Origin of the sequence: Aeromonas enteropelogenes, from assembly GCF_000819845.1 — a bacterium.
In the GTDB taxonomy this organism is placed as follows: domain Bacteria; phylum Pseudomonadota; class Gammaproteobacteria; order Enterobacterales; family Aeromonadaceae; genus Aeromonas; species Aeromonas enteropelogenes.
This window is the reverse complement of the sequence record NZ_CDCG01000042.1, coordinates 1-19,648: the sequence shown is the minus strand read 5'-3', so window position 1 is coordinate 19,648 and position 19,648 is coordinate 1. Positions and strand designations below refer to the sequence as shown.

General features: G+C 61.3%; 15 protein-coding genes. 5 read left to right on the top strand and 10 right to left on the bottom strand.

Annotated features, from left to right (window positions below; genetic code table 11):
* Positions 1–96 precede the first annotated feature (96 nt).
* From BN1123_RS18180 to BN1123_RS18155, 6 genes are all read right to left on the bottom strand, one after another.
* Positions 97–843, bottom strand: coding sequence for a substrate-binding periplasmic protein (locus tag BN1123_RS18180; protein ID WP_042028805.1), 747 nt, complete (start codon positions 841–843; stop codon positions 97–99).
* 70 nt (positions 844–913) lie between these two features.
* The gene (locus BN1123_RS18175) at positions 914–1,417 is read right to left on the bottom strand and encodes a GDYXXLXY domain-containing protein (RefSeq protein ID WP_042028804.1); all 504 of its coding nucleotides are present in this window, start codon (positions 1,415–1,417) and stop codon (positions 914–916) included.
* Entirely contained in the window at positions 1,414–2,418 is a 1,005-nt protein-coding gene (locus tag BN1123_RS18170) for a DUF4401 domain-containing protein (RefSeq protein ID WP_042028803.1), read from the bottom strand. Before BN1123_RS18170 ends, BN1123_RS18175 begins: the two co-directional genes overlap by 4 nt.
* Positions 2,411–3,349: a DUF2157 domain-containing protein gene (locus tag BN1123_RS18165; RefSeq protein WP_042028802.1), complete on the bottom strand. Its 939-nt coding sequence runs from the start codon at positions 3,347–3,349 to the stop codon at positions 2,411–2,413. Before BN1123_RS18165 ends, BN1123_RS18170 begins: the two co-directional genes overlap by 8 nt.
* Before the next feature lie 148 nt (positions 3,350–3,497).
* Positions 3,498–4,055, bottom strand: coding sequence for a TMEM165/GDT1 family protein (locus BN1123_RS18160; RefSeq protein ID WP_042028801.1), 558 nt, complete (start codon positions 4,053–4,055; stop codon positions 3,498–3,500).
* 259 nt (positions 4,056–4,314) lie between these two features.
* Entirely contained in the window at positions 4,315–4,644 is a 330-nt protein-coding gene (locus tag BN1123_RS18155) for a translation initiation factor (protein WP_026458433.1), read from the bottom strand.
* A 120-nt stretch (positions 4,645–4,764) separates the two neighbouring features.
* Here BN1123_RS18155 and BN1123_RS18150 point away from each other — a divergent pair, with 120 nt between their 5' ends.
* The 3 genes from BN1123_RS18150 to BN1123_RS18140 are packed head-to-tail and all read left to right on the top strand — an operon-like array spanning position 4,765 to position 7,498.
* Positions 4,765–4,992, top strand: coding sequence for a FeoA family protein (locus BN1123_RS18150; protein ID WP_026458432.1), 228 nt, complete (start codon positions 4,765–4,767; stop codon positions 4,990–4,992).
* The gene (gene feoB / locus BN1123_RS18145; protein ID WP_042028799.1) at positions 4,989–7,262 is read left to right on the top strand and encodes a Fe(2+) transporter permease subunit FeoB; all 2,274 of its coding nucleotides are present in this window, start codon (positions 4,989–4,991) and stop codon (positions 7,260–7,262) included. Before BN1123_RS18150 ends, feoB begins: the two co-directional genes overlap by 4 nt.
* Positions 7,259–7,498: a FeoC-like transcriptional regulator gene (locus tag BN1123_RS18140; protein WP_026458231.1), complete on the top strand. Its 240-nt coding sequence runs from the start codon at positions 7,259–7,261 to the stop codon at positions 7,496–7,498. The genes feoB and BN1123_RS18140 overlap by 4 nt, the downstream gene beginning before the upstream one ends.
* Before the next feature lie 103 nt (positions 7,499–7,601).
* Here the strand turns inward: BN1123_RS18140 and BN1123_RS18135 are convergent, their stop codons facing one another.
* The 4 genes from BN1123_RS18135 to gltB form a co-directional block, all read right to left on the bottom strand.
* On the bottom strand, positions 7,602–8,243 hold the full coding sequence (locus BN1123_RS18135) for a DUF2913 family protein (RefSeq protein ID WP_042028797.1): 642 nt from the start codon (positions 8,241–8,243) through the stop codon (positions 7,602–7,604).
* Positions 8,244–8,369: 126 nt separating this feature from the next.
* Positions 8,370–9,665 carry a DEAD/DEAH box helicase gene (locus BN1123_RS18130; RefSeq protein WP_042028795.1) on the bottom strand — a complete coding sequence of 432 codons (1,296 nt, stop codon included), beginning with the start codon at positions 9,663–9,665 and terminating at the stop codon, positions 8,370–8,372.
* Between the two features lie 272 nt (positions 9,666–9,937).
* Complete coding sequence (locus BN1123_RS18125; protein ID WP_042028794.1) at positions 9,938–11,353, bottom strand: FAD-dependent oxidoreductase; 1,416 nt, start codon at positions 11,351–11,353, stop codon at positions 9,938–9,940.
* A 12-nt stretch (positions 11,354–11,365) separates the two neighbouring features.
* Complete coding sequence (gene gltB / locus BN1123_RS18120) at positions 11,366–15,823, bottom strand: glutamate synthase large subunit (protein ID WP_042028791.1); 4,458 nt, start codon at positions 15,821–15,823, stop codon at positions 11,366–11,368.
* Between the two features lie 614 nt (positions 15,824–16,437).
* Between gltB and BN1123_RS18115 the strand changes: the two genes are divergently transcribed.
* Positions 16,438–17,367: a tRNA modification radical SAM protein MnmL/YtqA gene (locus BN1123_RS18115; protein WP_042028790.1), complete on the top strand. Its 930-nt coding sequence runs from the start codon at positions 16,438–16,440 to the stop codon at positions 17,365–17,367.
* A gap of 385 nt (positions 17,368–17,752) precedes the next feature.
* The coding region (locus BN1123_RS18110; protein ID WP_042028789.1) for a type I secretion system permease/ATPase at positions 17,753–19,648 on the top strand (1,896 nt) is incomplete at its 3' end.

Here is a 19,648-nt window from a genome sequence, read left to right as displayed (position 1 = left end):
CCGCCCTCTTGATGCGTCTTTTCCTCAAGTGTTGTCGGGGCGACGCATTTCGCCAGCCCGGGCAACTTCTGGTTGGCGCTGGGGAGAGGGTTGCTGTCAGGGCTCGGGCAGGTATTTGGCCTGCAGGGCCTGAAATTCCCGGGAGGCGAGAACGCGGGTCAGCGCCTGCTGGAACTGGGTGATATCGCCGTCGGGCACCTGGCGGCTGAAGGCGTAGCAGAGTTGCTCGGCACTGAGCAGCAACGCCACGTTGAAGTCATCCACCCGCATACCGAGTTCGCGGATAGCTTCATAGCCGGCCAGCTTGCTGGTGGCGAGCAGATCCGCGCGGCCGGAGACCAGCATCTTCACCGCCTGGCTCAAGCGGTTGGCCGGGATGATCTTGCTGTCATCCATGCCGTTGTTGAGCAGCAGCTGTTCGGCGGCATCGGAGCGTACGGCGCTGATCCTGTAGTCGCTTATCTCGGCAATCGAGCCCAGGGTGAGCGGGCGGGAACTGTGCCCGAGCAGGATGAACTCCGAGTAGCCGATGGGGCACACCCACTTGAACAGGGCTTCCCGCGCCTGGGTGCGGGCGGTGGAGAAGAGCACCACGTTGGGTTTTTGAGTCAGCAGGTAGTAGCCGCGGGCCCAGGGGATGATGCGAACGGGTTGTGGCTCGACCCCGCCCTGTTGCCACACCATTCGCAGCAGCTCGACGGCGAGTCCGGTGGGCTGCCCCTGTTCATCGTTGTAGTTGTAGGGAGGATACTCTTCGGTGAGGTATTCGAGTTTGCCGAGATCGGCCCGCACGCCACCGGCCCACAGGATCAGAAAAAGGTGACAGATCAGCCATATCCTCATGGTGCACATCCCTATGCGGCAATCATGATTCCAGTGTGGGCATGAACCGGGCAAAGTGCCATCGTCTTTCTCACCAGCGGCTGCGGCTTGCTCCCAGAGGGCGAAACGCCTCATCGCGCAGCCCCACCAGCAGGGTCTTGCCATCGGGTTGCAACCGGAACTCGCCGTAGCGGGCCTCCTCAAGGGCCTCTCCCGTGCCTTCCTCGAAGAAATAGGCATCCGGCCCAATCTGCCACTGGCCGGCGTGGCGACTCACCTGCAGCAATCGCTCGTTGGGGGCCAGGGCCTCCGGCTTGTCGCCGACCACCCAGCTTGCCACCTGGTGCTCGTCCAGGCGGATCACCAGGGTATCGCTCCCGCTGGCACTCGCGTTGCTCCTGTGGGTCGCAAGCTCGCGGGCTATCTCGTAATTCAGGCGCATATAGTCCCCCTGCATCAGGGAGCGGGGATCGACCGGGGCTAGCCGCAGCAGCACCACCTCGCCGCTGGCCATGGCCTGTTCATAACGCCAGACGGTGAAGTTGATGCCCGCCAGTATGGCGAGGCCGACCAGCAGGATGGCAAGGGGTCTCATGACGGGCTCCTTGGGTTGAGGCGTTGCAACAAAAAACGTGTCCCCAGCAACAAAGCCCCCGAGCCCAGCAGCAGCCAGGACTTGGTCATCAGGGTGAGCCCGAGATCGTAGTAATAGAGGGCGCCGTAGCCGGTCAGCAGCAGGAGCGAGAGGGTCATCAGGCCGAGGCTGCCTGCGTAGAAACCGAGGATCAGCACCAGGGCACCGGCACCCATGCCGGGAATAAGGGCACTGAGCAGCACCAGCGGCAAGCCGTAGCGCAGCGGCAGGGCCAGCTTCACCATCACAGCCAGTAGCAGGGCGGCGCACAGCAGCGGATTGAGCCAGAGTGGCAGGCGCGAGAGGCCGAGCTCGTCGAGCAGGCTGGCGCCCCCTTCCCAGAGCGGATGGTGCAGCCGACCCAGCACCAGCAGGGAGAGGGCGAGCCCCAGGGTCATGGCGTGATAGAGCGGGTGACGGGCCGGATCGGTTTCGGCCTGCTGCCAGCAGAAGGTGATGGCCGCCATCACCAGCGGCAGGGCCAGCAACTGCAGGCCAAGGCAGGCGAGACCCAGGGTGAGCAGCAGGGCGGCGGCTACGCTGTGAAAAAGGCGCACCAGCCAGTGATCGAACAGCACGGCTATCCCCAAAGAGAGCAGGCAGAGGCCGAACCAGAGCAGGGCTTGGTGGGGGTCTATCTGATCGATAAGGCCATAGAGCAGCCAGGCATCGGCCGCCAGCGCCAGGGCAAGCACAAATTGATCCCAGAGATCCCCGTGCTGACTGCGGTTGATGGCGTAGGCAGCGGCCAGTAGCAGGGTGCCCATCAGCAGGGCGTGCTCCGGCTCGCGAGTCAGCTGCTCAAAGGTCATGAACAGGAAAAACAGCAGGAAGAGGGCGGCTATCCAGCCCACCAGCCCGAGCAGAAAGCGGCTCGACCAGTGGGGGCTGGTGTCCCGGGGCATCTCCCCCTCGACCAGATTGGCCTGTTGCAGCCGTTGCCAGAGGGTCAGATCACTCATGATGCCTCCTTTGCTGTTGCAGCCAGCGGCTGGCCACGACCGAGAGACCGATGGCGATAAGGCAGAGCAGCAGGAAACCGTCCACATCGGGTTCCATCCACTTGCCAAGGGTGGCCAGGATGATGGCGATGAGGCTCAGACACCCCATGGCGAGGCCGGCGATGAATCTGTGGTGCCAGAGGGCATAGGCAGCGGCGAGCCAACCGAGCCAGAGCGGCCACACCCAGAGGGAGGCGGCATCAAACAGGGCCAGCAAGGCGAGCAGTGTGATCCCAAGGCCAGCGGCAAGCCCTGCCAGCCAGCTTGGCATCAGCCGCCAGCGGGCCGGTGTCAGTAACAGCAGGCCCCAGAGTGCGGCGTTGAGCAGGGTCAGGCTCCAGCCGAGCGCTTCCTCGTCAAAGGCAAAGAAGAGGTCGAACAGGCCGAGGCGCCAGTAGAGCACTAGGGCCAGCTGCGCCAGCAGCCAGCTCAGGGTCCACAGCAAGGGGCTTTGGCCCAGCGCCGCCAGCGGCAGCAGCATCAAAGTCCAGGTGGCAAACAGCTGCCAGGGATCGGCGCCGGTTTGGTAGGTCTGGCCCACCAGCGCCAGCAGGGCACCGATATTGAGCGCCAGGGTCAACAGCAGCGCCTGGCGCGCCGTGTCGCCGAGGGACGTGCGCCACAACACCAGCAAGGTGGCGAGCAGGGGCGCTTCCAGCAGGGCCAGACGTGACAGACGTCCCAGCTCATGCCAGTTGAAGGCGACGAAGAACACCAGACCGGCGCCGAGGCAGAGGGCGCCGAGCCAGAGCAACAGACGATCGAACAACCACTGCCAGCGCGCGGGAGAAGGGGGCAATTCGGCCAGCGCCAGTGCCGCGTCGAGTCGCTCGGGGGCAAGCCTGCCTTGTCTAACCCATTCGAGCAGCGTCTCTCTTGATACCTTGTGCATGGGGGAACTCCACGGAATTTGCCCCATTATGGCATGAGGGGCGAGGGGGAGGGGAGCCCGTTGGCCCTTTGCCACCGGCGCCATACCGGCGCAAAAAAGAGCGCCCCGACCAGAGGCGGGGCGCTCGAAGGAGTGGGCAGTCAGCTCGTCAGACGAAGATGAGGGTCGTGACCCCGAGCCCCACAAACAGCAGGGCGCAGGCGATGCGGATCCCCTTGAGCGGCAGCTTGTCGGCCCCCAGCTTGCCGATCAGCACCACGGGTACGTTGGCCAGCATCATGCCGAGGGTGGTGCCGGTGACCACCTGGAACAGGGAGTCATACTTGGCGGCCAGCAGCACGGTGGCGATCTGGGTCTTGTCGCCAATTTCGGCGATGAAGAAGAGCACGAAGGTGGCCATGAAGGGGCCGTACTTGTCCAGCGAGCTCTCCTCGTCATCCATCTTGTCCGGTACCAGGATCCAGATCGCCATGGCAACGAAGGCCGCGGCCACCAGATAGGTCATCACCTTGGGATCTAGCCAGCGGCTGATGAAGTCGCCAATCCAGGCGGCGCCCGCATGGTTGAGCAGGGTAGCCGCCAGCATGCCGGCGATGATGGGCCAGGGCTTGCGAAAACGACAGATGAGCAGCAACGCCAGCAGCTGGGTCTTGTCGCCGATTTCGGCGATGGCCACGCTGAGGGTTGAGGTTAACAAGGCTTCCATAAAAGTGAACCGGGGGACGGAATTGTTATAAACCAAAGACAAGCCTGCACCATCCGTCCCCGGTATTGGCACTGGCCCGTCAAAGGTCTTGTCAAATCCAGATGGTGATTGGATCACCCTGACCATGGTGAGTTGGCACCAAGTATGTTGATCAGGGTCGCGAACCGGTTTGGGGCCGGCTGGCGAGACTACTCCCCCTCGATGGGAGCGGGCATTCTAGGGAAAAAGCGAAAGTGACGCAAGGTGCGCCGCAGGCGGCTTAGCCCCCCACCAGCTTGACGCTGAAACCGGCTTTCTCCAGCTCGGCCTTGATAAGGTCCCGTTTGTCTCCTTGTATCTCGATCACGCCCTCTTTGATGCCCCCGCCCGTGCCGCACTTTTTCTTGAGCTGGGTAGCCAGCGCCTTTTGCTGTTCGGCCGGTACGCCGTGGATGGTGATGACCCCGGCGCCCTTGCGCCCCTTGGTCTCGCGGCGAATGCGCACGGTGCCATCTGTGGGGAAAGGGGAGGCGGATTGGGGGGCACTCTGCTCTTTGATCATGCCGCCATCCGTGCTGTAAACCAGGCGGCTGTTGTTGTCGTGACTCATGGTATTTCTTTATCGATTAGCGAAGCGGAGTTTGATTTTACTCAAATAAAAGTTGAAGACACAGCTTATAATGGCCTAGCTAAAAGAGAATTATTATTGTTTAACTTTCAGGAGTCAGTCATGGTACTCACGCAGTTGTCACCGGGACAGAGTGCTCGCATCAAGAACCTGGACCAGTTGACCCGTCCCCTGCGTCGCAAGCTGATGGTAATGGGATTGTTGCCTCAGACCGAAGTCATCTATCTGCGTTCTGCCCCCCTCGGGGACCCGCTCCAGATCCAGTGCCAGGGGATCTGTCTTTCCATGCAAAAAAGTCTGGCGCAGCAAATCGAGGTCGAACCGGTATGAATTATTCCCTGGTAACGGTTGGCAATCCCAATAGCGGCAAGACCTCCCTGTTCAATGCCCTGACCGGGGCCCGCCAGCAGGTGGGCAACTGGAGCGGGGTCACCGTTGACAAGAAGATGGGCGAGTTTTCGGTCGATGGACACGATTACAAGCTGATGGACCTGCCCGGCATCTATAGCCTGGCCAATCAGGAGGGGAGCCTGGACGAGCAGATCGCCAGCCGCTTCGTCGAGGATCAGCAGCCTGATCTGCTGCTCAATGTCATCGATGCCGCCAATCTGGAGCGCTCCCTCTATCTGACGCTGCAACTGCGCGAGCTGGGGCTGCCCATGGTGGTGGTGCTCAACAAGATGGATATCCTGCAAAAGCGGCGGGTGACCATAGATGAAACCCTGCTTGCCAAGTCCCTCGGTTGCCCGGTGGTGGCGCTCTCCGCCCACAACGCCAGGCAGGTTGCCGCCTTCAAGGGCCAGATCCAGCAGTTTATCGGCAAGGCGCAACAGGCGCTGATGCTCGACTATGGCACTGAGCTTGAAAAAGATCTGGCGGAGCTTGAGAGCCTGCTTGCCCCCCATCATCTGACGACCCGTGGCCGCGCCCTGCGCCTGCTCGAAGAAGATGCGGTGATGCAGGAGACCTTGCTGCCTGGCCAGCATGAGGCTGCGGCCAACGTGGTGAGCCGTGCCCAGCAGGGGCAGGACATCGATCTGCAGCTGGCGGATATCCGTTATGGCCACATCCATCTGTGGGCCGCCGAGGCTTGCCAGCAGAAGGGAAAGCTCACCGTGGCCCAGAGCGAGAAGCTCGATCGGGTGCTACTCAACCGCTGGTTCGGCATCCCCTTCTTCCTGCTGGTGATGTACCTGATGTTCATGTTTGCCATCAATGTGGGCAGCGCCTTCATCGACTTCTTCGACATCATGGGCGGCGCCCTGTTCGTCGATGGCGTGCATTACCTGCTGGGGCTGGTCAATGCCCCCGAGTGGCTCGGTGCCATCCTGGCGGACGGTTTCGGTGTGGGTTTGCAGACCGTCGCCACCTTTATCCCGGTGATAGGCTGTCTCTACCTGTTCCTGGCGGTGCTGGAGAGCTCCGGCTATCTGGCGCGGGCCGCCTTCGTTGTAGATGCCCTGATGCGCCGCCTCGGTCTGCCGGGCAAGGCATTTGTCCCCATGTTGATGGGCTTTGGCTGTACCGTGCCCTCGGTGATGGCGACCCGTACTCTCAACTCCGAGCGCGAGCGGCTGATGACCTCGGCCATGGCCCCCTTCATGTCGTGCGGTGCCCGTCTGCCGGTCTACGCCCTGTTTGCGGTGGCTTTCTTCCCGCACTCCGGTCAGAACCTGGTGTTTGGTCTCTATCTCATCGGCATCCTGGTGGCTGTGCTCACCGGCCTGTTGCTACGCAGCACCCTGCTGCCTGGCAAGAGCGACTCCATGTTGATGGAGATGCCGGACTACGAGTGGCCGCGTCCGGTCAACGTGGGGATCAAGACCTGGCAGAAGCTTAAATCCTTCGTGTTCGGCGCCGGTAAAACCATCGTGCTGGTGGTCGCCGTGCTGAGCGTGCTCAACTCCCTGGGTACCGATGGCAGCTTTGGCCACCAGGAGCAGGAAGACTCTGTGCTGAGCAAGGTGAGCCAGGCGGTCACTCCGGTGCTGCACCCCATCGGTGTGCGCGATGACAACTGGCAGGCTACAGTCGGCATCGTCACCGGTATCTTCGCCAAGGAAGCGGTGGTCGGTACGCTCAACAGCCTCTACGCCGGCAGCGGGGAAGGGGATGAAGAGGCGGCCGAGTTCTCCCTCGTGGCCAGCTTCAAGGAGGCCATCAGCGCGGTGGCCGACAATCTCTCTTCCATCGACCCGACCGATCCCATGGGGATCTCGGTAGGGGATCTGGCGGATCAGCAAGCCGCAGCAGAAGAGCAGGAGGTCGACATCTCCACCTACGGCAACATGCAGACCCACTTCGACGGGGCGGCCGGTGCCTTTGCCTATCTGTTGTTCGTGCTGCTCTACATGCCCTGCGCCGCAGCCATGGGGGCTCTGGTGCGGGAAACCGGCCGCCAGTGGGCACTTTTTACCGCCGCCTGGTGCAACTACATGGCCTTTATGTGTGCCACCCTCTTCTATCAGGTGGCGACCTTCGCCGACCATCCCGAGCAGAGCCTGTTCTGGATCGCCAGCTACGGTCTTTCTCTGGTGCTGCTCTGGTGGCTGGGGCGCCGTCACGGTGACATCGTCGCCCGCAAGGTGGTGGTCCTGTGATCCTGCGCGAGCTGGGTGACTATCTCGCCGCGCAGCAGAAGGTGAGCAGGCGGGATCTGGCTCGCCACTTCCACACCTCGGAAGATGCGGTGGAGGCCATGCTCGGTGTCTGGATGCGCAAGGGGCGAGTCATCAAGCGGGAGAACCGGCTCTGCGGCGGCAGCTGCTGCGGCAAGAGTGAAGAGGTGATCTTCGAGTGGTGCGCCCCGGGCCAGATTGGGCTCAAGGTGCGCTAGTCGTCTTTTGCCATCGCCTGGAAATGAAAACGGCAGACCCAGTGGTCTGCCGTTTTCTTATGGCGTGATGCAGTGCTTAAGCGGTCTGACGAGTCTCATCTGGCTAGAGCGCATCGGCCAACAGGGCCCGTGCCGGTTGCGCGTTGCCCGGCATCAACCGGTAGGCCTTGTGGTGCTTGACCAGGGAGCCCTTCTTGTTGCCCTGGCTCAGCAAGAGAGCGTGGGTAAAGGCAGCCCGGGCCAGCTGCTGCTCGTCGCCGCGCACATAGAGGGTGAGGGGGCGGGTCAGCTCGCCGTCCTCGATATGCTCGCCATATTCGCTGGCACTGATGATGAGGCTGGGCTGGCCGCCCGACTGCAACTTGAGCTTGGCGTTGATCTCGCTCTCCGTGATGACAAGCCAGCCAGCGGCGGCGAGCTCGGCCAGCAGTGCGTTGAGTCTGGTCCCGAGCTGGGTCGGGGCAGCCATGGCGCGCTCATACTGGCTGACGATGCGCTCGAGCAGCCCCTTGAGATCGGCGCTGGCCCCCAGGGTGCGGCCCAGCTGAACCCACTCTTTGAGATCCTCCATCACCAGCCGGGAGAAGCGCTTCTCCTTGAGAGATTCCGCCATCCAGGTACACAGAAAATGGCTCTCCTGGGCGGGGGTGCGCTTGCCCGCCTTCTGGGCGGCGGTGCGCGCCAGCTCGGCCAGGCTCTGGCTGGCCATCTCGAGCAGGGCCTGGTTGTAGGTGGGAAGGGTCATCACGGTTCCTCACAAAGGGAGCCGGACGCAAGGCCGGCTAATCAACAGCATAAAGGCGCCAGTGGCGCCTTTGGTATATGAGATGTTTGCCCCTCTCCTCTCACTGAAGGGAAGAAGGGGTGGTCCTTACTTCGGCTGGCGGGGCTTCTTGGCGGCCGCCAGACGCTTGAGGCGCTGGCCCTGCAGCTTGGCTTCGGCCATGGCCTGGGCGGCGGCGTTGTCTTCACGCTGCGGGCGCTTGCCGAAACGGCGGCGCTCCTGCAACTGCTTGATCAGATCGTCGCGGCTGCTCACCTCGTAGCCCGGCACCATGATGCGGCGGATCTTCTGACCGATCAGCGCTTCTATCTCCAGCAGGGTGCGCTCTTCCTCGCGGCTGACGAAGGAGATGGCCATGCCGCTCTTGCCGGCGCGACCGGTACGGCCGATGCGGTGCACGTAGTCTTCGGCGAGGAACGGCAGGTCATAGTTGACCACGTAGGCCAGATCCGGAATATCCAGCCCGCGCGCGGCCACTTCGGTGGCCACCAGCACCCGCAGCTTGCCCTCGCTGAATTCGCGCAGGGCGCGGCGACGGCTGCCCTGGGCCTTGTCGCCGTGTACCACGGCGGACTTGATGCCATCGAGGTTCAGCTCTTCCACCAGCTCGTCGCAGCTCTCGCGGGTGCTGGCGAACACCAGCACCTGCTGCCAGTTCTGCTTGCCGATGAGCTCGGAGAGCAGCTCGCGCTTGCGCTTCTGCTCCACCGGGTAGACGGTGTGGCTGACGGTGTCGGCAGTGGAGTTCTGCTTGTTGACGGCCACCACCTGCGGCTTGTCCAGCATCAGGTTGGCGAGCTTCTTCACCGCCTCGGAGAAGGTGGCGGAGAACAGCAGGTTCTGGTGGGTCTTGTTGACCGCTTGCAGGATCTTCTGCACATCGGCGCTGAAGCCCATGTCGAGGATGCGATCCGCTTCGTCCAGCACCAGGGTCTCGACCCCGGAGAGGCTCAGGTTGCAGGCGGTGAGGTGTTCGAGCAGACGACCCGGGGTCGCCACGATAATGTGAGCGCCCGCTTTCAACCGCTTGGCCTGCACGTCCTGCTTGCCGCCACCAACGATGGTGAGGGTGGTGATCGCCAGATACTTGGCGAAGTCATTGATGTTGCTCGCCACCTGGGCCGCCAGCTCGCGGGTCGGGGTCAGGATCAGTACCCGGGCGTTGGAGGGCTGCACCGGCGCCGGATTGTCCACCAGACGCTGCAGGATGGGCAGGGCGAAGGCGGCGGTCTTGCCGGTGCCGGTTTGGGCGCTGGCCAGCAGGTCGCGGCCACGGCGCACGGCCGGGATGGCTTGGCTCTGCACAGGGGTCATTTCCTGATAACCGCACTCTGAAATGGCGCGCAAAATCTCGGGGGCAAAATCGAACGATTCAAATCTCATAAGGGGTTCCTGTGTTCCAGCGGGACTATGGCTGGCCTGGTTGGCTCGGTATGAGCGAAAAGTCGGTTATGACCACCGACGGCTGTGTCTGACATCACGTCAGAGAGTGGCCGGAAAATGGCGGGCGCGAAGTGTATCAGATAGATGCTACAAATTCTGCCTCAAATAGTTTGAGTTTTTACGGGAAAGGGGCCAATCAGGAGGGCTCATAAAAAGAGAGCCCCGCATCGGCGGGGCTCTGTATTGGCTGACGCAGGGGCTGCGATGGCGGATCACACGGCCAGATAGTCCATGATCCCTTCGGCGGCCTTGCGCCCTTCGTAGATGGCGGTCACCACCAGGTCGGAACCGCGCACCGCGTCGCCACCGGCGAACACCTTGGGGTTGCTGGTCTGGAAGGGGTATTCGGCCTGCTCGCGCGCCTTGATGCGATCCCGATTGTCGAGCTCGATGCCGTATTCCGCCATCCAGGGCTGGGGATTGGGTTGGAAGCCAAAGGCCATCACCACCACATCGGCAGGCAGTACCTGCTCGGACCCTTCGATCACCACCGGATTGCGGCGACCATTGGCATCGGGGGCACCAAGCTCGGTGCTCACCACCTTGATGCCGACGGTGCGGCCGCTGGCATCCAGTTCGACGCCGATAGGTTGGAGGTTGAACATAAACTCGACCCCTTCCTCGCGGGCGTTTTTCACCTCCCGCTTGGAGCCCGGCATGTTCTCCTCGTCGCGACGGTAGGCGCAGATCACCTTGGCTGCCCCCTGGCGGATGGCAGTGCGCACACAGTCCATGGCGGTATCGCCGCCTCCCAGCACCACCACCTGCTTGCCGGCGAAGTCGATGTAGTCGCGCTGCGCCTTCTCGAAGCCCAGCAAGCGGTTGGCGTTGGAGATGAGGTAGGGCAGGGCGTCATAGACCCCCGGCGCATCTTCGTTGGCAAAGCCACCCTTCATGTACTTGTAGGTACCGACCCCGAGGAAGATGGCGTCGAATTCACCCAAAAGGTCTGCAAACGTGACGTCACGGCCCACCTCGGTCTCGAGGCGAAATTCTACGCCCATCCCCTGGAAGATCTCGCGGCGGCGTTGCATCACCTCTTTTTCCAGCTTGAAGGAGGGGATGCCGAAGGTGAGCAGGCCGCCTATCTCCGGATACTTGTCAAACACCACAGGGGTGACGCCACCCCGCGCCAGCACATCGGCGCAGGCGAGGCCGGCAGGGCCGGCTCCGATGACGGCGACCCGTTTGCCGGTCTTGACCACGTTCGAGAGATTTGGCTTCCAGCCCATCTCGAACGCCTTGTCGGTGATGTACTTTTCGATGTTGCCGATGGTGACGGCGCCGAAGCGATCGTTGAGGGTACAGGCACCCTCGCACAGACGGTCCTGCGGGCAGACCCGGCCGCACACCTCCGGCAGGCTGTTGGTCTGGTGAGAGAGCTCCACCGCCTCCAGGATGCGCCCCTCCTTGGCCAGTTTCAGCCAGTTGGGGATGTAGTTGTGCACCGGGCACTTCCACTCGCAATAGGGGTTGCCGCACTCGAGGCAGCGATCCGCCTGCATCTCGACCTGAGGCTTGTTGAAGGACTCGTAGATCTCCACGAACTGGATCTTGCGGATCTTGAGCGGCTTCTTCGGCGGGTCGACCCGTTGCACATCGATAAACTGAAATACGTTCTGGCTCATAGGGTTCCCTCCTTATTGCGCCTGGATTCTGAGTTCTGCACTGGAACGGCTGGTGTGACCCAACAAGGACTTGACGTCGCTGGACTTGGGTTTGATCAGCCTGAATTTGGGCACATAGGAGTCGAAGTTGGCCAGGATCTCCTCGGCACGGTGGCTGCCGGTTTCATTCAGGTGAGCGGTGATGATGCCGCGCAGGTGCTCCTGATGGATGGGCAGATCCGCCACTTCCAGCAGCTCCACCAGCTCGGGGTTGGTGCGCTTGGCAAAGTTGCCGCACTCGTCGAGCACGTAGGCAAAACCGCCCGTCATGCCCGCCGCGAAGTTGACGCCGGTCTGGCCGAGCACGGTGACGATGCCGCCGGTCATATATTCACAACCGTTGTCGCCGATCCCCTCGACCACCGCCAGGGCCCCGGAGTTGCGCACCGCGAAGCGCTCGCCAGCGGTGCCGGCAGCATAGAGTTTGCCGCCGGTGGCGCCGTAGAGGCAGGTGTTGCCGATGATGGCCGCCTCGTGGGACTTGAACGCCACGCCGACGTGAGGCTTGATCACCAGCTTGCCGCCGGTCATCCCCTTACCCACGTAGTCGTTGGCATCCCCGGTGAGGATCATCTCAAGGCCCCCCGCGTTCCAGACGCCGAAGCTCTGGCCGGCGGTGCCGTTGAAGTGCACCCTGACCGGATCGGCCGCCATCCCCTGATTGCCGTGACGCTTGACGATCTCGCCTGACAGCCGGGCTCCCACCGAGCGGTCGGTGTTGCGGATGTCGTAGCGGAACTCGCCGCCGGATTTGGTCTCTACCGCACCCAGCAGATCGTCCACCATGTTGAGGTTGAGTGGCCCCTTGTCGAAGGTGGGGTTGTGCTGTTGGCTGAACAGGCTGGAGCCTGCCGGCGCCACCGGACGGGCCAGGATGCCGGAAAGATCCAGCTTGGCCTGGCGGGCTGTGAGGCCGGGCAGGGCCTCCAGCAGATCGGTACGGCCAATCAGATCGGTCAGCTGGGTGACACCCAGCTGGGCCATCAGCTCGCGGGTCTCCTCGGCGATGAACTTGAAGTAGTTCATCACCATCTCCGGCAGGCCGGTGAAGTGCTCGCGGCGCAGCTTCTCATCCTGAGTGGCGACGCCGGTGGCACAGTTGTTCAGGTGACAGATCCGCAGGTATTTGCAGCCGAGCGCCACCATGGGGCCGGTACCGAAGCCAAAGCTCTCGGCGCCGAGGATGGCCGCCTTGATGATGTCGAGGCCCGTCTTGAGACCGCCATCCACCTGGAGGCGCACCTTGTGACGCAGTCCGTTGGCCACCAGCGCCTGCTGGGTTTCGGCCAGCCCCAGCTCCCAGGGGGAGCCGGCGTATTTCACCGAGGTGAGGGGGCTTGCGCCTGTGCCGCCGTCATAACCTGAGACGGTGATGAAGTCCGCATAGGCCTTGGCCACGCCGCAGGCGATGGTGCCAACGCCCGGCTCGGAGACCAGCTTGACCGACACCAGGCAGCTCGGATTGATCTGCTTGATGTCGAAGATGAGCTGGGCCAGATCCTCAATGGAGTAGATGTCGTGGTGTGGCGGCGGGGAGATCAGGGTCACGCCGGGCACGGAATAGCGCAGTTGGGCAATCTGGGCGGTGACTTTGTCACCGGGCAGCTGGCCGCCCTCGCCGGGCTTGGCGCCCTGGGCGACTTTTATCTGCACCACGTCGGCGTTCATCAGGTAGTGGGGGGTTACGCCAAAGCGCCCCGAGGCCACCTGCTTGATGCGGGAGTTTTTCTCGGTGCCAAAGCGCTTGGGATCCTCACCGCCTTCGCCGGAGTTACTCTGGCCGCCGAGGCGGTTCATGGCGATGGCCAGCGCCTCGTGGGCCTCCGGCCCCAGGGCGCCGATGGACATGGCGGCAGAGTCGAAGCGAGGGAACAGCTTGGCAGCCGGCTCCACCTGCTCCAGCGCCACCGGATTGTCAACCTTCTTCAAGGTGAGCAGGTCGCGCAGGGTCGCGACCGGGCGCTCGTTCACGAGACGGGCGTACTCCTTGTAATCGGCGTAGTTGCCGGATCGCACCGCCGTTTGCAGGGTCTGCACCACGTCCGGGTTGTAGGTGTGGTACTCGCCGCCATGGACGAATTTCAAGAGGCCGCCGTGACCGAGCGGTTTGCGCGCCAGCCAGGCCTGACGGGCCAGCTTGAGCTGATCTTCCTGAATATCGGTAAAGTCGGCCCCCTGGATGCGGCTGGAGACGCCACGGAAGCAGGTATCCACCACGGATTTGGCCAGGCCCACCGCCTCGAATAGCTGGGAGCAGCGGTAGCTCGCCACCGTGCTGATCCCCATCTTGGACATCACCTTGTAGAGGCCCTTGTTGATGCCGTTGCGGTAGTTGAGCATGGCCTGGCGCAGAGGCATGGTGAGCACCCCTTCCTCGACCTGCTTGGCCAGGGTCTCGTAGGCCAGATAGGGGTAGATGGCGGTGGCGCCAAAGCCCAGCAGCACGGCGAAGTGGTGCGGGTCACGCACGCTCGCGGTCTCCACCAGGATGTTGGCGTCGCAGCGCAGATTGTTGTCGACCAGGGTGCGCTGCATTGCCCCCACCGCCATGGCGGCCGGGATGGGCAGAGTATCGACGCTGATGGCGCGATCCGAGAGCACCAGTAACACTGTGCCCGCTTCGGCGGCGGCCTTGGCCTCTTCGCAGATGCGCAGGATGGCCGCCTCCAGCCCCTCTTCAGGCTTGAAGTTGAGGCTGATCACCTGATGGCGATAGTACTCCCCTTCCAGCGCCAGCAGCTGGTGGAAGTCCGAGTAGAGCAGGATGGGCGACTGGAACAGCACCCGGTGGGCGTGGCCGAAGGTCTCGTTGAACACGTTCTGCTCGCGCCCGATACAGGTGGCCAGTGACATGACGTGATTTTCCCGCAGCGGATCGATGGGCGGGTTGGTCACCTGGGCGAACATCTGGCGGAAGTAGTCGTAGAGAGTGCGCTGGGTGCCGGAGAGCACCGCCATGGGGGTGTCGTCCCCCATCGAACCCACCGCTTCTTGACCGTTTTCGCCGAGCACGCGGATGATCTGGTCGAGCTCCTCGAAGGAGTAACCGAACAGCTTTTGATAGGTCTTGAGCTGCTCGTCGGAGAATTCGCGGCTGCCGGTCTGGCTGTCATCCATCTGTTCGAACGGCACCAGGCGGCGGCAGTGTTTGTCCATCCACTGCTTGTAGGTGTGGCGGCTCTTGAGATCGTCGTCGATCTCGAAGCTGGTCCACACCTTGCCGTTGCTGGTGTCCACCACGAACAGCTCGCCCGGGCCGACGCGGCCCTTCTCCAGCACCTCGTCCGGGGTGTAGTCCCAGGTGCCCACTTCGGAGGCCAGGGTGATGAACTTGTCCTTGGTGATGACGTAGCGGGCCGGGCGCAGGCCGTTGCGATCGAGCGCACAGGTGGCGTAGCGACCATCGGTCATGACGATGCCGGCGGGGCCATCCCAGGGCTCCATGTGCATGGAGTTGAAGTCGTAGAAGGCGCGCAGATCGTCATCCATGTTGGGGTGCTTTTGCCACGCAGGCGGGATCAGCAGGCGCATGGCACGGAACAGATCCATGCCACCGGCGAGGAAGAGATCCAGCATGTTGTCGAGGCTGGAGGAGTCGGAGCCGGTGGTGTTGACGAAGGGGGCGGCCTCCTGCAGATCCGGAATGAGCGGGGTGGCGAACTTGTAGCTGCGTGCCTTGGCCCACTGACGGTTGCCGGCGATGGTGTTGATTTCGCCGTTGTGGGCGAGATAACGGAATGGCTGGGCCAGTGGCCAGCGCGGGCTGGTGTTGGTGGAGAAGCGCTGGTGGAAGACGCAGATGGCCGCCTGCATGCGGATGTCGGCGAGATCCAGATAGAAGCGCGGCAAGTCCACCGGCATGCACAGCCCTTTGTAGACGGTGACCAGGTTGGAGAGGCTGACCACGTAGAAGTAGTCGTCGTTGATGCGCTTCTCGATACGGCGGCGCACGATATAGAGGCGGCGCTCAAGATCCTTGTCGACCCAGCCGGGCGGGGCGTTGACAAAGACCTGTTCAATACTGGGCAGGGAAGCCTTGGCGATGGTGCCGAGCACATTGGTGTCGACGGGCACCTTGCGCCAGCCGACCAGGCTCAGGGTCTCTTTTTCCAGCTCTTCGTCGATGATGTCGCGCGTCTGCTGGGCCAATACGGGGTCCGGGTTGAGAAACAGCATGCCGACCGCATAATTGCGGCCCAGGTGCCATCCCTTCTCTTCGGCGACAGCTCTAAAGAAGCTGTCCGGTTTTTGCAGCAGCAGACCACAGCCATCGCCGGTCTTGCCGTCGGCGGAGATGCCGCCGCGGTGCTGCATGCGAGCCAATGCTGACATCGCGAGACGGACAAGCTTGTGGCTGGCTTCACCTTCCATGTGGGCCAACAGGCCGAAGCCACAGTTATCCCTCTCCAGCTTTGGATCATATAGTGACATTGCATTTCTCCCTTGCTCGGCCTTGCATCGCACTGTCATAAAACAGACTGCATAAATTGCGATTGGCTCTTGTGGTTCCGTCCGCCTGAGGTGGCGAATCTCCAAACTAATGGGATTTTTCGGCAAGGTCAATTGGACATCCGGGCTGTATGCAATGTTACATACACATAACAAAATATGGATTGCTGGAGTGATATCGTAATTTTATGTTGGTTTATTCTGTTTTTTTTCTGTTTTGCAGATGGATGGTCCAGATTGTCAGGCTTTGATGGTGGACTCCTTCTGTGACGCAAGGTGTAGTAATTTTACCAATCTCGGGCCGGGAGAGGTGCAGACGATCACATTTCGCACTCCTCTCCCTTGCATTTATGAACTATTGCTACTCTTAAAAATTTTTATTGTTCAACAATAGTTTATCGCTGGTTTTGTTGGCCGAATAAAAGTGTTACAGCAGGTCACAGAGGTTTCAAAAGCGTCGGTAAGCGGGTGGTTTCATATATTTATCCGACAAAGAGTGAATATTTATATGTTTTCTTGCTCTTACCTTCCCTTGATCCAGCGCAGCGCCGGTTTTGCGCAAACTCGTACAATGGCGCTCCTTTAGCGGAGGAGCCATGCAGTTACACGAACTCGTCAATACATTCGGTCAGGATCTCAAACAGCGCCACGGCCAGAAGATCCACAAGCTCTCCATCCACGGTGCTTTTACCTGTCCCAACCGGGACGGCACTCTGGGGCGTGGCGGTTGCACATTTTGCAATGTCTCCTCGTTTGCCGACGAGTCGGCTCAGCAGCTCTCCGTCGTGCAGCAGCTGCTGGCTCGCCGGGATGAAGTGACCCGCGCCAAGCGCTATCTCGCTTATTTTCAGGCCTATACCAGCACCTATGCGGAGGTGGAGTACCTGCAGCGGATGTATGAAGAGGCCTTGTCGGTCAGCGACATGGTCGGATTGTGCGTCGGTACCCGGCCCGACTGCGTGCCGGATGCAGTGCTGGATCTGCTGGCAGGCTATCAGGCCCGTGGTTACGAGGTGTGGCTGGAGTTGGGACTGCAGAGCGCCAACGACAAGACCTTGCAGCGCATCAATCGGGGGCACGGCTATGCTGCCTATGTCGATGCGGTTACACGGGCCCATCAGCGGGGGATCAAGGTGTGTGCCCACCTTATCGTCGGCTTGCCCGGCGAGGTGCCGATGGACAGTCTGGATACCCTGCATCGCATCGTGGAGACGGGGGTGGAGGGGATCAAGTTGCATCCGCTCCACGTGGTGCAGGGCAGTACCCTTGGCAAGGCATGGCAGGCCGGAAGGCTGGAGGTGCTGACTCTGGAGCAATATGTGGAGGCGGCGGTCGCCATGATCCAGCACACGCCCCCCGAGGTGGTTTATCACCGCATCTCGGCTTCGGCCCGCCGGCCGACCCTGCTGGCACCGGCCTGGTGCGAGAACCGCTGGACGGCCATGGCGGACATCGCCAAGGCATTGGAGAAGAGTGGCCCGCAAGGGCAGGCGCTGGGACGTCCCTTTACACTTTGCGTCCCATAATTGAGTTCGAAATTAATATTTCTTAGTAAAACAGACGGTTATATAAAAAAGTTTGTATTTTTTAACTATAGTTTTGTCATCGTCAGGCTATTATAGTGATGCGCCGTGAGAACAAACGCTATCAAACAAGTCCGGTTTCATCCCTCTGATGTGTAGCCAGTCATAGATATCCATCTCCTCTGTCTGTTGTAATGCACCATGAAGGGGGGAGGGCGGAGCCGCACCTGTTGGAGGACGTGGTCATCCGAAGAGGGCCATCGATGTCAGCCTTGGTCTGCTGAGTCGACATCCTGATGGTATCGTGGTGTTCTCTTTGAGTCGCTATGCCGGGGAATACGAACAGATGCGTTTCGTACCGACCTCATTTATGCCGTGACAGGATGCTATGCAAGCAGAAACTAGTCGTATCGATGAACTGTTGGAATGTCTGGTCTTTCTGACCCGCTTCTATGGTGTGCCCAATAGTCAGGATGCCCTGACGAACGGACTTCCACTGGTATCCGGTCGTCTGACCACCGCCCTGTTTAGCCGTGCGGCCGAACGGGGTGGCCTCTCTGCTCGCGAGGTCATCCAACCCCTCGAAGAGATCCCCCCCCTGCTGTTGCCCTGCGTGTTGCAGATGAAAAATGGCAGCGCCTGTATCTTGCTGGAGTGGAATGAAGACAGAAGTCAGGGGCGCGTCATCTTCCCGCAGGCAGGGGATGCGGCACAGTGGGTATCGACGCCCCAGCTGGGGGATGAATATCTTGGCCGCCTTTTCTATGTGAAAAAGCAGTTCAAGTTTGATGACCGCTCCCCCAAGGTGCTGGAAACCCGCAATGGGCACTGGTTCTGGAGTACCTTGTTCGAATCGCGCGGCATCTATCGCGATGTGCTGGTCGCTTCCATCCTCATTAACCTGTTTGCGGTGGCCAGTCCGCTGTTCACCATGAACGTCTATGACAAGATAGTGCCCAACCTGGCGTTTGATTCGCTCTGGGTGCTGGCTGTCGGGGCCATGGTGGTCTTTACCTTTGACTTTGTGATGCGCCAGCTGCGCAGCTACTTCATCGATATTGCGGGCAAAAAATCAGATGTGCTGCTGTCGGCAAAGATTTTCGCCAAGGTGATGGGGATGCGGATGGAGTCCCGCCCTGCCTCTACCGGGGCGTTTGCCAAACATCTGCAGGAGTTCGAGTCGGTGCGGGATTTCTTTACCTCCGCCACAGTGTCGACCCTTATCGATCTCCCCTTTGCGATATTCTTCCTCTTCATTATCTGGGTGTTTGCCGGCGTCATGGTGGTGGTCCCTATCGTCGCCATCCTGATCCTGATCGCATACAGCTTCTATATCCAGGGGCCCCTGAAGCAATCCATTGAAGAGGGATCGCGCCTCGCTTCCCAGAAAAACGCCAATCTGATCGAGAGCATCTCCGGGCTGGAAACCGTCAAGATCTTCGGCGCCGAGAGCATGTTCCAGCATCGTTGGGAGCAGGCAGTGTCCCACATCTCGACCTGGGGCGTGCAGACCCGGCGCATCACCAACGCCATGTCGTCCCTTGCCAGCTATATCCAGCAGATGGTGACCGTGGGGCTGGTGATCGTTGGCGTATATCAAATTTCCGAGGGGCTGGTCACCATGGGGGGCATGATTGCCGCCGTGATGCTCTCCAGTCGCGCCATCGCCCCCATGGTGCAGCTTTCCGTGCTCTCTACCCGCTATAACCAGGCAAAATCTGCGCTGGAGATACTCGAAAAGATCATGCAAACCCCCGGCGAGCAGGATGAGGGCAAACAGTATATTCACCATCCTGTCATCTCGGGGCGGATCGAGTTTGATAATGTTTCCTTCAAATATCCCGGGATGGAAACCAGCACCCTGCACAATATCAATTTGCGCATTCAGCCTGGTGAGAAGATCGCCATTATCGGCCGGATCGGGGCAGGCAAGACCACGCTGGAGAAGCTGCTGATGGGGCTCTATCGGCCCACTGATGGCTCGGTGCGTCTCGACGGATTCGAGCTGGATCAACTGCCTCCCTCGGTTATTCGCCGCAATATCGGTTGCGTGCCCCAGGACGTGGTTCTCTTTTTTGGCTCGGTACGGGACAACATCATGCTGGGCAACCCGCTGGTGGACGACGTGCGGGTATTGCGAGCCGCCAAGCGGGCAGGGGTGACCAACTTCACCAATCGGGATCCCAACGGGCTGGATCGCCAGATTGGGGAGGGGGGGCGTCAGTTGTCAGGGGGGCAGCGCCAGGCGATCTTGCTGGCTCGTGCGCTGCTCAATGATCCTCCC